The 14143-nt window shown below is 72.7% G+C and carries 13 protein-coding genes; 10 read left to right on the plus strand and 3 right to left on the minus strand.

Going from position 1 to position 14143, the window contains the following annotated elements; genetic code table 11:
* Positions 1 to 131: 131 nt before the first annotated feature.
* From ACLJPL_RS07715 to ACLJPL_RS07730, 4 genes are all read left to right on the plus strand, one after another.
* Positions 132 to 1037: a menaquinone biosynthetic enzyme MqnA/MqnD family protein gene (locus ACLJPL_RS07715; RefSeq protein WP_411080045.1), complete on the plus strand. Its 906-nt coding sequence runs from the start codon at positions 132 to 134 to the stop codon at positions 1035 to 1037.
* A gap of 249 nt (positions 1038 to 1286) precedes the next feature.
* A complete protein-coding gene (locus ACLJPL_RS07720) occupies positions 1287 to 3251 on the plus strand; it encodes a protein kinase domain-containing protein (RefSeq protein WP_411079936.1) in 1965 nt (654 codons plus the stop codon).
* 71 nt (positions 3252 to 3322) lie between these two features.
* On the plus strand, positions 3323 to 4522 hold the full coding sequence (gene mqnC / locus ACLJPL_RS07725; RefSeq protein ID WP_411079937.1) for a cyclic dehypoxanthinyl futalosine synthase: 1200 nt from the start codon (positions 3323 to 3325) through the stop codon (positions 4520 to 4522).
* 7 nt (positions 4523 to 4529) lie between these two features.
* Complete coding sequence (locus ACLJPL_RS07730) at positions 4530 to 5183, plus strand: imidazolonepropionase-like domain-containing protein (RefSeq protein ID WP_411079938.1); 654 nt, start codon at positions 4530 to 4532, stop codon at positions 5181 to 5183.
* A 270-nt stretch (positions 5184 to 5453) separates the two neighbouring features.
* Here ACLJPL_RS07730 and ACLJPL_RS07735 read toward each other — a convergent pair whose 3' ends face one another.
* The gene (locus tag ACLJPL_RS07735; protein WP_411079939.1) at positions 5454 to 5576 is read right to left on the minus strand and encodes a hypothetical protein; all 123 of its coding nucleotides are present in this window, start codon (positions 5574 to 5576) and stop codon (positions 5454 to 5456) included.
* Positions 5577 to 6200: 624 nt separating this feature from the next.
* On the opposite strand from ACLJPL_RS07735, the gene ACLJPL_RS07740 reads away from it, so the two are divergent.
* From ACLJPL_RS07740 to ACLJPL_RS07760, 5 genes are all read left to right on the plus strand, one after another.
* Positions 6201 to 7088 (plus strand): ABC transporter permease, encoded by an 888-nt coding sequence (locus tag ACLJPL_RS07740; RefSeq protein WP_411079940.1) that lies wholly within the window; start codon positions 6201 to 6203, stop codon positions 7086 to 7088.
* A 96-nt stretch (positions 7089 to 7184) separates the two neighbouring features.
* Positions 7185 to 8234, plus strand: a complete 1050-nt coding sequence (locus ACLJPL_RS07745; RefSeq protein WP_411079941.1) for an ABC transporter substrate-binding protein — start codon at positions 7185 to 7187, stop codon at positions 8232 to 8234.
* Positions 8218 to 9045, plus strand: coding sequence for an ABC transporter ATP-binding protein (locus ACLJPL_RS07750; RefSeq protein WP_411079942.1), 828 nt, complete (start codon positions 8218 to 8220; stop codon positions 9043 to 9045). The genes ACLJPL_RS07745 and ACLJPL_RS07750 overlap by 17 nt, the downstream gene beginning before the upstream one ends.
* 36 nt (positions 9046 to 9081) lie before the next feature.
* Positions 9082 to 10017, plus strand: a complete 936-nt coding sequence (locus ACLJPL_RS07755; protein WP_411079943.1) for a TauD/TfdA dioxygenase family protein — start codon at positions 9082 to 9084, stop codon at positions 10015 to 10017.
* Between the two features lie 72 nt (positions 10018 to 10089).
* Positions 10090 to 10791, plus strand: a complete 702-nt coding sequence (locus ACLJPL_RS07760; protein WP_411079944.1) for a demethylmenaquinone methyltransferase — start codon at positions 10090 to 10092, stop codon at positions 10789 to 10791.
* Positions 10792 to 10855: 64 nt separating this feature from the next.
* On the opposite strand, the gene ACLJPL_RS07765 is transcribed toward ACLJPL_RS07760, so the two are convergent.
* On the minus strand, positions 10856 to 11386 hold the full coding sequence (locus ACLJPL_RS07765) for a GNAT family N-acetyltransferase (RefSeq protein WP_411079945.1): 531 nt from the start codon (positions 11384 to 11386) through the stop codon (positions 10856 to 10858).
* Positions 11387 to 11482: 96 nt separating this feature from the next.
* Between ACLJPL_RS07765 and ACLJPL_RS07770 the strand changes: the two genes are divergently transcribed.
* On the plus strand, positions 11483 to 12766 hold the full coding sequence (locus ACLJPL_RS07770; protein ID WP_411079946.1) for a geranylgeranyl reductase family protein: 1284 nt from the start codon (positions 11483 to 11485) through the stop codon (positions 12764 to 12766).
* Here the strand turns inward: ACLJPL_RS07770 and ACLJPL_RS07775 are convergent.
* Positions 12732 to 14012, minus strand: a complete 1281-nt coding sequence (locus ACLJPL_RS07775; RefSeq protein WP_411079947.1) for an MFS transporter — start codon at positions 14010 to 14012, stop codon at positions 12732 to 12734. The genes ACLJPL_RS07770 and ACLJPL_RS07775 overlap by 35 nt on opposite strands.
* Between the last annotated feature and the right edge of the window lie 131 nt (positions 14013 to 14143).

The raw sequence follows: 14143 nt of genomic DNA on the forward strand, positions 1-14143 counted from the left end.
TCTAGCCTCGCGATGTGGACAATTCAACCGTCTCAGTCAGTGAGTCAGTCAGTGAGTCAGCCGGCGAACCAACCCGTGAGCCGACCAGTGAGCCGACCCATGAGCCGATCAGCGAGCCGGCCCATGAGCCGATCAGTGAGTCGGCCCGCGAGTCCGCCGGTGACCCGGCCCGCGAGTCCGCCGGTGAGGGCGACCACCGTCGCAGCCGCCCGCGCGTCGGCCACATCCAGTTCCTGAACTGCCTCCCCCTCTACTGGGGTCTGGCGCGGACCGGGACCCTGCTCGACCTGGAGCTCTCGAAGGACACCCCGGAGAGGCTCAGCGAGCAGCTGATCAGGGGCGATCTGGACATCGGCCCCGTCACGCTCGTGGAGTACCTGCGCAACGCCGACGACCTGGTGGCCTTCCCGGACATCGCGGTCGGCTGCGACGGGCCCGTGATGTCCTGCGTGATCGTCTCCCAGCTGCCGCTGGAGCAGCTCGACCGGGCCCGGGTGGCGCTCGGCTCCACCTCGCGCACCTCCGTACGCCTGGCGCAGCTGCTCCTCTCCGAGCGCTACGGGGTCCGGCCCGACTACTACACCTGCCCGCCCGACCTCGGGCTGATGATGCAGGAGGCGGACGCGGCCGTGCTGATCGGCGACGCCGCGCTCCGGGCCAACCTGCACGACGCCCCCCGCCTCGGGCTCCAGGTCCACGACCTGGGCCAGATGTGGAAGGAGTGGACGGGGCTGCCGTTCGTCTTCGCCGTCTGGGCGGCCCGCAAGGACTTCCTGGCCGCGCACCCCGAGACGGCGGCCAAGGTGCACGAGGCGTTCCTCGCCTCCCGGGACCTCTCCCTGGAGGAGGTCGCCAAGGTCGCGGAGCAGGCGGCCCGCTGGGAGGCGTTCGACGCGACGGTGCTGGAGCAGTACTTCACGACCCTGGACTTCCGCTTCGGCCCGGAGCAGCTGGCCGGCGTCCGCGAGTTCGCCCGCAGGACCGGGCCGGACACCGGATACCCGGCGGATGTGAACGTGGAGTTGCTCGGCGGCTGAGCCGGGAAGGAATGGAGCGAATTCGCTTTCCTGTTCCCGGACGGGGAATTGGCGGCGGGCAGAACAGCGCATTCGCGCCTTTCCCCAGGGGGAAAACATCCCCTCCCGCCCCGAGAAGGGGGAATGGTCCGGCCGTTTCCCGGTGACCGCGCCGGTGGCGCCCCCTAGGCTTCGGTCCGAGTCCGGACCGACCACAGGGTTCGCCGTCCGCGAGGCGCACCGTCCACAGGGTTCACAGGGGGAGTCCATATGCAGCCGCTGGAAGCGGGCGAACCGCGCACCATCGGTGCCTACCGGCTGCTCGGCAGGCTCGGAGCGGGCGGCATGGGCCGGGTCTATCTGGGCCGCAGCGCCGGCGGCCGTACGGTCGCGGTCAAGGTCGTCCACCCGCACTTCGCCCTCGACGAGCAGTTCCGCGCCCGGTTCCGGCGCGAGGTGGAGTCCGCGCGGCGCATCGGCGCGCAGTGGACCGCCCCGGTGCTGGACGCCGACCCGGACGCGCCGGTGCCGTGGGTCGCCACCGGTTACGTCGCCGGGCCGCCGCTCTCCCAGGCGATCACCGAGCACGGCCCGCTGCCCGAGCACGCGGTACGCACCCTGGGCGCCGGGCTCGCCGAGGCCCTCCACGTCGTCCACGAACAGGGCATCGTCCACCGCGACGTGAAGCCCTCCAATGTGCTGCTCGCCCTCGACGGCCCCCGGCTCATCGACTTCGGCATCGCCCGGGCCCTCGGGGCGACCGTCTCCCTCACCTCCACCGGCGTCTCGGTCGGCTCGCCCGGCTACATGGCGCCCGAGCAGATCCGGGGCCGGGACGTCTCCGGCGCGGCCGACGTCTTCTCGCTGGGCGCGGTCCTGGCGTACGCGGCGACCGGCGCGGCCCCCTTCTCCGGCGACTCCTCCGCCGTACTCCTCTACAAGGTGGTGCACGAGGAACCCGAACTGGGCGACCTGGAGGGCGAGCTGCGCGAGGTGGTCGCCGGGTGCCTGGCCAAGGACCCGGACGCGCGGCCCGCCCCGGCCGACCTCGCCCGCACGCTGGCTCCGGGCGGGGCGGCGGCGATGGTGGCGGCGGGGTGGCTGCCGGGCCGGCTGGTGGGCGAGGTCAGCCGGTCGGCGGTGGCGCTGCTGGACCTGGAACCGCAGGACGCGCCGACCGGGTCGGGCCCGGTGCCGTTCAGCAGCGCGTCCCTGGGCGCGGGTTCCGGGACGCGGACGGGGGCCGACCCGCACGAGGACACGGCCCGCGACTCCGGTTCGGGCTCCGACTCCCGCACCGGTCGCGACGCGTCCGCCGGCTCCTCCTCCGATTCCCGTACGGGCTCCGACTCCCGCACCGGCTCCGATTCCCGTATGGGCTCCGCCGCGTCCACCGGCGCCGATGCCGACGCGGCCACCGGGGCCGGCCTGCTCGGAGTCTTCGGCCCGCCCCTCATCCACGTACCGGACGCCCCTCCCGGCACCCCGCCCCCGCCCACCGCGCCCCCGGCCCACGGCGGGTTCCCCGAGCAGCGGGCTCGCGACCCCCGGTTCTCCGTCACCGTCAGCGCCGATTCGCAGCCGGGCGCGGGCGCGGACACGGACGGGGGCGCGAGCGCCCGGGCGCGCCGGAGCCGCCGGGTGAGCTGCACGGTCGCGCTGGCCGTGGCGGGCTCGTTCGCGGTCGTCGCCATCGGCTCGGGCCTGCTCGACGGCATCCTCCCGGGCGGCGACGCCGACCGGCGCAAGGGGAACGACACGGCGGCCACTCCGCCGTCCGCCACGCCCACCGCGTCCGGGGAACCGTCCCCCGGCCCGTCCGGCTCCGGGTCCACGGGCGCGGACGGGAGCCAGGTGAGCGAGCTGCCGAAGGCGTTCGTCGGCACCTGGGAGGGCCCGCTCACCGAGAAGACGAACGGGCGGGCGCACGGCACCCTCACCGCCGTCTTCACCGAGGGGCGGAAGGGCGCCCAGGTGGTCAGGATGTCCAACACCATCTCCCAGCTCGGGATCACCGTCACCTGCAACAGCGTCGGGGCCCTCACCTCCGGCACCGCCAAGGAGATCGAGGTCCGCGAGCGCACCGACCCGGACCGCCCCAGCACCCCGGGCCTCTGCACCACCACCGAGGCCGACCTCGTCTTCCGCCTCGCCGACGACGGCACGCTCGACTACCGGTCCGAGGAGCGCGGCGCGGGCCTCCCGTACGGGAACCTCACCCGGTCCGGCGGCTGACGGCGCACGGGGCTGGCGTACGCTGGATCGGTCCGAGGATCCTCAAAAAACCGCCGAAAGGTGACAGCCCGGTGACCGAGAAGGCCGACCTTCAGCCCGTCCTCGACCGAGCCGCCGAGGGCGGTCGGATCACCCCTGAGGAGGCGCTCGACCTCTACCGCTCGGCGCCGCTGCACGCGCTGGGGGCGGCCGCCGACGCCGTACGCCGCCGCCGTTACGCCGGTACGGAGCACATCGCGACGTACATCATCGAGCGCAACATCAACTACACCAACGTGTGCGTGACGGCCTGCAAGTTCTGCGCCTTCTACGCGCCCCCCAAGGACAAGGCCAAGGGCTGGACCCGGGACATCGAGGACATCCTCCGCCGCTGCGCGGAGACCGTCGAGCTCGGCGGCACCCAGATCATGTTCCAGGGCGGCCACCACCCGGACTTCGGCGTCGAGTACTACGAAGAGCACTTCTCCGCGATCAAGAAGGCGTTCCCGCAGCTGGTCATCCACTCGCTGGGCGCGTCCGAGATCGAGCACATGGCCCGGATCTCCAAGGTCTCCGCCGAGGAGGCCATCAGCCGCATCCACACCGCCGGCCTCGACTCCTTCGCCGGTGCGGGCGCCGAGCTGCTGCCCGCCCGGCCGCGCACCGCCATCGCGCCGCTCAAGGAGTCCGGTGAGCGGTGGCTGGAGATCATGGAGATCGCGCACGGCCTGGGGGTGGAGTCCACCTCCACCATGCTGATGGGCACCGGCGAGACCAACGCCGAGCGCATCGAACACCTGCGGATGATCCGGGACGTCCAGGACCGCACGGGCGGCTTCCGCGCCTTCATCCCGTACACCTACCAGCCGGAGAACAACAAGCTGAAGGGCCGTACGCAGGCCACGCTCTTCGAGTACCTGCGGATGATCTCCATCGCCCGGCTCTTCCTCGACAACGTGGCCCACATCCAGGGCTCCTGGCTGACCACCGGCAAGGAGGTCGGCCAGCTGTCGCTGCACTACGGCGCGGACGACCTCGGCTCGATCATGCTGGAGGAGAACGTGGTCTCCTCGGCCGGGGCCAAGCACCGCTCCAACCGGCTGGAGATCATCGACCTGATCCGCAAGGCCGACCGGGTCCCGGCGCAGCGCGCCACGACGTACGAGCACCTCGTCGTGCACGACGACCCGGCGATGGACCCGGTCGACGAGCGCGTGGTCTCGCACATCTCGTCCACCGCGATCGCGGGCGGCACGGCCCACCCGGAGCTCAAGCTCCTCAACGCCAACTAGTGCGCCTGTGCTGACGATTCACGCCGCGCCGCTGGTCCTGCCGGTCGGCGCGGCGGCCGTGGCCGAGGGTGCGGTGGCCGTGGACGGCGACCGGATCGCCGCCATCGGGCCGTACGAGGAGGTCGTCGCCGCGCACCCTTGTGCCCGGGTCCGCCGCTGGCCCGGCCTCCTCACGCCCGGACTGCGCCAGGACCGGGCCCGGGAACTGCTCACCCGCTGCTACCACCCCGACCCGCGCGAGGCGGGCGAGCTGGGTGAACTGCCGCTGTGGGGCGAGGAGTTCGAGCGACTCGCGGTGGTCATGGGCCCGGCCCGGCGGGCGGGCAGCGTACGCCGGGGGCTCCAGCGGATGCTGCGGCACGGGACCACGCAGGTGGTGGGCCCCTTCGACGCGGGCGATCCGGCGCTGCGGACGGCCGTGTCCCGGTCCGGGCTGACGGAAGTGTCGTCCCCGCATCCGCCGGGGCCCGGCCCCGCCGACCTGGACCCCTTCGCGGCGGGCGGCGATCTGGCCGCCACCGTGCACGGGCCGCTGACCGTGGGCGGCCGTGCGGACCTCGCCGTCTTCGACGTGCCCGGCGAGGACGCCTTGCGCGCGGGCGGGGCGAGGCACTGCGTGGCGACGGTGCTCGCGGGACGGCTCGTGCACCGCGCCCGCTGAGGCCGTTGCCCGTCCGGCCCGTCCGGCCCATCCGGCCCGCCCGGCAGTTCGCGGGATCACGGCACCGAAGGCCCTTTCGCCGCTCCTGGGCACGGGAGCGCCTCCGGGACCGGGAACGCGACCGGCTCGCGGACCGTCCCCGCGACGCGCGCCCGCCGGCCGCCGGAGCACCGGTTCCCGCGCGGGAACCCGGGTGGGCGCGCGGCCGGAACGTCCCGGTGTCGCAGGCGGGTTCGTCGCGCGGCAGCGTACCCGGGCCGCGGCGGCCCGTCATGGCGTCGCCCCGGGGTACGGCACCGCTTCGGTGTACGGCACCGGGTTCGCGTCGGCGTACTCGATCAGCCGCCGGAACTGCTCGCCGCGGACGACGCGCGCCAGCTCGTTTGCGGTCACGGGGGCGGTGGCGGGGCCGTCCGCCGGAGAGGAGACGGAGAGCTCCACGGAGCTGTCGCCGAACCGGTGGACGAGGCGGACCGCGGTCCCCTCCGTGCCCCCCCCGCGGGCTCCCGGAGTTCGCGTGCGTCGAAAAGGTTGAAAGCGCGTGGCGATCAGTTCGCGCGCCCGACCAGCGGGACGATCCGTCTCACTCCTCGGTACGAATCTGGTGCCCCGCGAAGCGCCTGTGCTAGAACAACTGCCGTGACAGTCGATCGTTTTCTGGTGGAGTGCCTCCACATCGATCTCTGCCGTGTTTCCAGCGCTTCCTGTTGTTGAAGCCCTGCCGCGGCACCCTCGGTGCTGCCCTGATGCCCACGCGTCGACGCCGGTCCTGATGGCCTCTTGATGCTTCCGCGCGCAGTCGGTAGCTGACTCCCGCAGTCGGCAGCTGACTCCCGCACGTCATCCGCACCGTCATGCGTACGTCGTCGGGTTCCGGTTCGTCGTGGGCGACGGCGTTCTCGCGGCGGTCCGCGGTCCCTCTCTTCTCCCTCTCGCTTCCTCTGCCTCTTTCCTCGCGGTTGTCCGCTCCCGGCTTGTCCGTAAGCCCGGTGGCCTGCCCCGTCCCCGGAGCCCTTCATGACCACGCCCCCTTCAGTGCAGGAGCGGCCCGCCGACGTGCCCGCGTCCGGCGGACGTCCCCCGGCCGAGCGCCCCGCCGCCGGACGCCGGCCGGAACGCACCGCCCGTTGGCGTCGCGTCGGGCTCCGGCTCGTCGCCCTCGCCACCCTCCTCGCCGTCTGGCAACTGGTGGTCGTGCTCCAGCTCTGGTCACCGGTGCTGGTCCCCTCGCCCGCCGCCGTGTGGCGTGCGCTGCTGGAGACCTCCGGTACGCACGACGGGGTGCGGGGCTACCAGGGCCACACCCTCATCGAGCACCTCGGCATCAGCCTGCGCCGCATCTTCATCGGCGCCGGTGCGGGCGTCGTCGCGGGGCTGGTCGTCGGCGTCCTGATGGGGACGCTGCCGTGGGTCCGGGTGGTGCTGGAGCCCGCGGTCGCGTTCCTGCGCACCCTGCCGCCGCTCGCCTACTTCAGCCTGCTGATCATCTGGTTCGGCATCGACGAGGCCCCCAAGCTCTGGCTGCTCGCCATCGCCGCGATGCCTCCGGTCGCCGTGGCCACCGCATCGGCCGTGGCGTCCGCGCCGACCGCCCTGGTCGAGGCGGCCCGCGCGATCGGGGCGCGGCGCGGGCAGGTCGTGACCTCGGTCGTGCTGCCGTCCGCGCTGCCCGAGATCCTCGTCGGCGTCCGCCTCGCCTTCGGCATCGCGTACTCCTCCGTGGTCGCCGCCGAGACGGTCAACGGACTGCCGGGCATCGGCGGCCTGATCCGGGACGCCCAGCGCTACAACCAGTCGGACACCGTCATCCTCGGCCTCTTCGCCATCGGCGTCTCCGGTCTGCTCATCGACGCCGGTCTGCGACTGCTGGCGGACCGCCTGGCCCCGTGGCGAAGCCACGCGTAACCCCCGTCTCCCGTCCCCTCCCCCCCGTTCCCTCTGTTCCCTCTGTTCTCACCCCTCTCCATTCACCCCATTCACCCCTGTACGAAGGACACGCACATGGCCGGAACACGCGGTTGGCTCCGCCTCTCCTCGATCGCCGCGACCCTCGGAGCCCTGCTGGCGGTGACGGCCTGCGGTCAGGGCGGTTCCGGCGACGGCAAGGACGGCGACAAGACGATACGCATCGCCTACCAGGCGTTTCCCAGCGGCGATCTGATCGTCAAGGAGAAGGGCTGGCTGGAGAAAGCGCTCCCCGGCTACAAGGTGAAGTGGACCAAGTTCGACTCGGGGGCCAGCATCAACACCGCCTTCGTGGCCGGTTCCGTGGACCTCGCGGCCATCGGCTCCAGCCCGGTCGCCCGGGGTCTGTCGAAGCCGCTGAACATTCCGTACCAGGTCACCTGGGTGCTCGACGTGGCCGGCGAGAACGAGGCGCTGGTCGCCCGCAACGGCTCGAAGATCTCCTCCGTCAAGGACCTGGAGGGCAAGAAGGTCGCGACCCCGTTCAGCTCCACCTCCCACTACAGCCTGCTCGCGGCGCTGGACCAGGCCGGGGTGGACGCCTCGAAGGTGCAGCTGCTCGACCTGGAGCCGCAGGACATCCTGGCCGCCTGGACGCGGGGCGACATCGACGCCACGTACGTCTGGCTGCCCACCCTGGAGGAGCTGAAGAAGACCGGCAAGGTCCTCGTCTCCAGCCGCGAACTCGCCGCCGCCGGCAAGCCGACCCTCGACCTGGGCGTCGCCTCCACCAGCTTCATCAAGGCCCACCCCGACGTGCTGCCCGCCTGGCGCAAGGCGCAGGCCCAGGCGCTCGACCTGATCCACGACGACCCCGACGCGGCCTCCGCCGCCGTGGGCAAGCAGCTCGGCATCAGCCCGGCCGAGGCCGGCGCCCAGATCAAGCAGGGCATCTTCCTCAAGCCGGCCGACCAGGCCGACGCGAAGTGGCTGGGGACGCCCGGCAAGGTCGGCGGTCTGGCCGACAACCTGCACAGCGCGGCGCAGTTCCTGGTGGACCAGAAGCAGATCGACGCCGCGCCCGAGCTCGACGCGCTGCGGAAGTCCATCTACGTGGAAGGGCTCACCGATGCCGTCTCTCCCTGACACGGACACCGAGAAGACCGCGGTTCCAGCGCCACGCGAAGCCGGGCCCGTCGTCTCCGTGCGCGACGTCCGGCACACCTACGGCGGCCGGGGCGCGGAGAGCGTGACCGCACTCGGCCCGGTGTCCCTGGAGATCCCGGCCGGGGAGTTCCTGGTGCTTGTCGGTCCCTCCGGCTGCGGCAAGAGCACCCTGCTCCGCCTCATCGCGGGCTTCGAGCGGGCGACGGAGGGCCAGGTCGAGGTGTTCGGGGAGCGCCCCGACCCCGGCAGCCAGGCGGGCATCGTCTTCCAGCAGCCCCGCCTCTTCCCGTGGCGCACGGTCGGCGACAACATCGGCCTCGCGCTGAGGTACGCGGGCGTCCCCCGGGCCGAACGGGCGGAGCGGACGGCCGAGTTGCTGGAGCGTGTCGGCCTCGCGGACACGGCGGGCCGCCGCATCTGGCAGATCTCGGGCGGCCAGCAGCAGCGGGTGGCCATCGCCCGCGCCCTGGCGGGCGGCAAGCGGCTGCTCCTGCTGGACGAACCGTTCGCCGCGCTCGACGCGCTCACCCGGGAACGGCTCCAGGAGGACCTGCGGACGGTCAGCGCCGAGACCGGGACCACCTCGGTCTTCGTCACGCACAGCGTGGACGAGGCGGTCTTCCTCGGCACCCGCACGGTGGTCCTCACCAACCGGCCCGGCACCGTCGCCCTGGACATCCCGATCGACCTGCCCCGCACCGGCGTCGACCCCGACGAGCTGCGCGGACTGCCCGAGTACGCCGCCCTGCGCGCCGAGATCGGCACGGCGGTGCGCAACGCGGCCCGCTGACGCCCGACGTACGCCCACGACCGACCGAGGAGAACCATGACCCTCACGACCACCCCCGTCCCCGCACCCGTCCTGCGCGACCACCGCATCCCCGCAGACGGTCTGTACGAGGGCCCGCGCACGCTGCACCGGGTGCCTCAGGGGTGGGCCGAGCGACCCTACGAGCTGTTCGAGCTGGTGCCGCGCGGCCCGGTGATCGGCGCGGAGATCCACGGCGTCGACCTCTCCCGCCCGCTCGCCCCGGCCCTGCGCGCGGAGCTGGACCGGGCGCTGCTGGAGTGGAAGGTGCTGTTCTTCCGGGAGCAGCACCTCACCTCGCACCAGCAGCGGGCGTTCGCCGGGCACTGGGGCGAGCTGGAGACCAACCCGCTGCTGGCGACCGGCGACGACCCGGAGGTGGCCCGGCTCGACCGCACCGCCGTGCCCACCTTCGAGAACGTCTGGCACGCGGACGTCACCTTCCGCGAGCGCCCGGCCCTCGGCGCGGTCCTCCAGCTGCGGGAGGTCCCGCCGGTGGGCGGGGACACGCTGTGGGCGGACATGGCGGCCGCGTACGACAACCTCCCCCAGGAGGTGAAAGAGCGCATCGAGGGGGCGCGGGCGGTGCACGACTTCATCCCCGGGTTCTCCCGCTTCTACCCGGCCGAGCGGCTGGCCCCGCACCAGGAGCGGTTCCCGCCCGTCGAGCACCCGGTCGTGCGGCGGCACCCGGTGACCGGCCGCCGCACGATCTTCGTCAACGCCTCCTTCACGACGCGGATCGTGGGGTTCGCGCGGGAGGAGAGCGACCGGCTGCTGCGGCTGCTGTTCCAGCAGGCGCACGCGCCGGAGTTCCAGGTGCGGTACACCTGGCGCGCGGGCGACGTCGCGTTCTGGGACAACCGGGCCACCCAGCACTACGCCGTCAACGACTACGCCCCGCACCGCCGGGTCGCCGAACGCGTCGCCATCGCGGGGGACCGCCCCCACTGAGCCGGAGGCCGTCCCACCGAGCCGGGGGACCGCCCCCACTGACGTACAGGGGTGGGCTGCTTGAATGGAAGGGTGACCCGAGCCTCCCTGGAAAAGCAGCCGCACGAAGTCGCCTCGATGTTCGACGGTGTGGCGGCCAACTACGACCTGACCAACGACGTGATCTCGCTGGGCCAGGCCCGGCTGTGGCGCAAGGCGGTCGCGGCGGCGGTCGACGCCCGCCCCGCGCAGAGGATCCTGGACCTGGCCGCGGGCACCGCGACCTCCTCGCAGCCCTTCGCGCGGGCCGGGGCCTACGTCGTACCGTGCGACTTCTCGCTCGGCATGCTCAAGGTCGGCAAGGGCCGCCACCCGTGGATGCCGTTCACGGCGGGCGACGGGATGAAGCTCCCGTTCAAGGACGAGGTCTTCGACACCGTCACGATCTCCTTCGGGCTGCGCAACATCCAGGACACCGAGACCGCGCTCCGCGAGCTGTACCGGGTGACGAAGCCGGGCGGACAGGTCGTGATCTGCGAGTTCTCGCAGCCGACCTGGGCCCCGTTCCGCACGGTCTACACCGAGTACCTGATGCGCGCGCTCCCGCCCACGGCCCGCGCGGTCTCCTCCAACCCGGAGGCGTACGTGTACCTCGCCGAGTCCATCCGCGCCTGGCCCGACCAGCCCGGCCTCGCCGCACTCCTCCAGAAGGCGGGCTGGTCGAAGGTGGCGTGGCGCAACCTCACCGGCGGCGTGGTGGCCTTGCACCGGGCCACCCGCGCTCAGCTTCCGTAAGGCTCCGGCCCGGGTGAGCCCAGCACCGGGCCACCCGCGCCCGAGGTCCCGCGAAAGTCCCGGCTCAGAGCTCCAGCCGGAAGCAGTACGCCTCCTGCCCCGGGCGCGGGGTGGTGAACGACTCGCCCCGCAGCATCCCGAGCCGCTCCGCCACCGCGATCGACCGCGCGTTGCGCGAGTCGACCATCGCGACGACCTCCGGCACCCCCGCCGCCCGCAGCCGCTCCAGCGTGGTGCGGGCGGCGGCGGTGGCGTAGCCGCGCCCCCAGGCGGAGCGCCCGAGCCGCCAGCCGATCTCGATCGCGCCGACCGGGCCGAAGTGCGTGTGCGGCCAGGGCTGCGCACCGGTGAAGCCGAGCACGGTGTCGTCCGCGTCGGTGAGGGTCCACAGGCAGTAGCCGAGCTCGGCGTCATGCCGCCGTTGCCGTGCGGTCAACTCCTCGTAGACGGAGAACTCGGCGCTCCGGCCGCCGTGGAACTCCATCACCTCGGGGTCGTCGAAGACCCGGTGCCAGGTCAGGGCGTCCTCATCGGTCGGGACGCGCAGTCTCACTGCGGGGGCCGGGGCGGTGGGCGGTACGGACGCTATCGACATGGGGAGCCCTTCGGAGGGTTGTTTCGCAGGCCCCCATAGACTGCACGGGACATGTGCCGCGCGGCACGCGAATTCGAGTCTTCGGGAGATCCGACCGTGACCGAGCCCCTCTCCGAGCACAGCGCGGACGTGATCGTCGTCGGAGCGGGCCCAGCCGGCTCCACGACCGCGTACTACCTCGCCAAGGCCGGACTCGACGTCCTGCTCCTGGAAAAGACGGCCTTCCCCCGGGAGAAGGTCTGCGGCGACGGGCTCACGCCCCGCGCCACGAAACAGCTCGTCTCCATGGGGATCGACATCTCCGAGGAAGCCGGCTGGCTGCGCAACAAGGGCCTGCGCATCATCGGCGGCGGCGTCCGGCTCCAGCTGGACTGGCCGGATCTCGCCTCCTACCCGGACTACGGGCTGGTCCGCAAGCGCGACGACTTCGACGAGCAGCTGGCCCGGCAGGCGCAGAAGGCCGGCGCCCGGCTGTACGAGCGCTGCAACGTGGGCGCGCCCATCCGCGACGAGCGCACCGGCCGCATCACCGGCGTCGAGGCGAGGATCGGCGAGGAGAAGACCCCGGTCACCTTCCACGCCCCGCTCGTCGTCGCGGCGGACGGCAACTCCACCCGGCTGTCCCTCGCGATGGGCCTGCACCGCCGCGAGGACCGCCCGATGGGCGTCGCCGTGCGTACGTACTTCACCTCGCCCCGCCACGACGACGACTACCTGGAATCCTGGCTGGAGCTGTGGGACAAACGCGGCTCCGAGGACCGGCTCCTGCCCGGCTACGGCTGGATCTTCGGCATGGGCGACGGCACCTCGAACGTGGGCCTCGGCATCCTCAACTCCTCCTCCGCCTTCAAGGAGCTGGACTGGCGCGAGGTGCTGAAGGCGTGGTGCGCCTCGATGCCCGAGGAGTGGGGCTACACCCCGGAGAACATGACGATCCCGATCCGGGGCGCGGCCCTCCCGATGGCCTTCAACCGCCAGCCGCACTACACCAAGGGCCTCCTGCTCGTCGGCGACGCGGGCGGCATGGTCAACCCGTTCAACGGCGAGGGCATCGCGTACGCCATGGAGTCGGGCCAGATCGCGGCCGACGTCATCGTCCAGGCCCACGCCCGCGCTACCCCCGCCCAGGGCGAACTGGCCCTGAACAACTACCCGAAGGTGCTCAAGGAGACCTACGGCGGCTACTACACGATGGGCCGCGCCTTCGTGAAGCTGATCGGCAACCCGAAGGTCATGAAGGTCGCCACCCAGCGCGGCCTGACCCACCCGCTGCTGATGAAGTTCACGCTGAAGATGCTGGCCAACCTGACCGACCCCACGGGCGGCGACGCGATGGACCGCATCATCAACGGGCTCTCGAAGGTGGCCCCGAAGGCTTGACGGACGCCACGGCCGGTGCGGTCGGGCGGCTGCGCCCCGCCCACCGCACCGCCGGTCCCATGGCGACCCCCGCGACGAGGAACAGCGCACCGAGCACCAGCCAGCCGGGCGGCCCCCAGGTCACGATCAGCGCGGTCAGCAGCAGCGGCCCCAGCATCCTGGCCACCGGGACCCCGGTCCCGAAGAACCCCTGGTACTGGCCCTGACGCCCGTCCGGGGCCAGATCGAAGCTGATCTGCCAGGCCCCCGCCGACTGCCGCATCTCGCCCCACACCTGGAGCCCGGCGGCGAGCAGCAGCACCCCCAACAGCGCCCACAGCGGTGCGTCGAGCGCGGTACCGGCGAAGACCGCGCAGGAGACCAGCATCAGGACCCCGCCGCCCCGGACCGTGCGCACGGCACTGGGCAAATCCCTCACGGCGGAGGCCGTACGGACCTGGAAGAGCATCACGGCCCCGGTGTTGAGCACCAGGAGCGCCGAGACGGTCCAGCCCGGTGCGTCGGTGTGCTCGACGATCCAGAGCGGCACGGCCACGCTGATGAGGGGCATCCGGAGCAGCATGACCATGTTGAGCAGGGTGACGAGGGCGTAGGGCGCGTCCCGCAGCACGGACGGGGCCGGGGGAGCGACCGGGTCCGGGAGTACGGCGCGGCCCGGCTTCGCGTCCAGCCCCGGTTCCGGCAGCCGCGCGAGCAGCAGCGCGCACCCCGCGAACGCGACGGCGTCCAGCACCAGGACCGCCAGATAGGCGCGTCCCGTACCCACGTGCAGGGCCAGGCCCCCGAGCGCGGCCCCCAGCGCCAGGCCCGCGTTGAGGGCCGACTGAAGGTGCGCGAGTACGTGGGTCCGCCCGCCCCGGTCCACCAGCCCGGCCAGCAGCGACTGCCGGGCGGCGGCCAGCCCGCACTGCGCGGTCGCGTAGGCGCAGGCGGCGAGGACGAACGGGAGGAACGACCGTACGGCCAGGAAGGCCGCCACACTGGCGGCCGTGGCGAGGGCCAGGACGACGGCGGTCGTACGCGGCCCCCGGCGGTCGGCGAGCCGGCCGAGCGGCACCCCGGCGACCGCCCCCACCCCCCAGGCGACCGTCAGCCCGAGCCCGATCTGCGTGGCGGAGAGGCCGACGACCTGCGAGAAGTACAGCGCGGAGCAGACGTAATAGGCCCCGTCGCCCAAGGAGTTGACCAGCTGGGCCACGGCGAGACCTCGCGCCGGACCGGCGGCGGGAATCCATCGTGCGGACATGACCGTCCCGGACGCGTGGCATGGACAGCCACCTGCGCCGTCACCGAATCTAGGGGAGCGAGTGGCCCGGAACACGGGCCACTTGGCGGCGGTGCGGGTGGGCCACTGACGGCATCCGGGCCCGACCCTCG

The organism is Streptomyces sp. cmx-18-6, assembly GCF_046548915.1.
Classification (GTDB): domain Bacteria; phylum Actinomycetota; class Actinomycetes; order Streptomycetales; family Streptomycetaceae; genus Streptomyces.

Excerpts from the sequence above, each read along its gene's own strand:
- ACLJPL_RS07740 (WP_411079940.1), top strand. The coding sequence starts at position 6,201 with ATGACCACGCCCCCTTCAGTGCAGGAGCGGCCCGCCGACGTGCCCGCG.
- ACLJPL_RS07765 (WP_411079945.1), bottom strand. The coding sequence starts at position 11,386 with ATGTCGATAGCGTCCGTACCGCCCACCGCCCCGGCCCCCGCAGTGAGA.
- ACLJPL_RS07775 (WP_411079947.1), bottom strand. The coding sequence starts at position 14,012 with ATGTCCGCACGATGGATTCCCGCCGCCGGTCCGGCGCGAGGTCTCGCC.
- ACLJPL_RS07720 (WP_411079936.1), top strand. The coding sequence starts at position 1,287 with ATGCAGCCGCTGGAAGCGGGCGAACCGCGCACCATCGGTGCCTACCGG.
- ACLJPL_RS07750 (WP_411079942.1), top strand. The coding sequence starts at position 8,218 with ATGCCGTCTCTCCCTGACACGGACACCGAGAAGACCGCGGTTCCAGCG.
- ACLJPL_RS07755 (WP_411079943.1), top strand. The coding sequence starts at position 9,082 with ATGACCCTCACGACCACCCCCGTCCCCGCACCCGTCCTGCGCGACCAC.
- ACLJPL_RS07745 (WP_411079941.1), top strand. The coding sequence starts at position 7,185 with ATGGCCGGAACACGCGGTTGGCTCCGCCTCTCCTCGATCGCCGCGACC.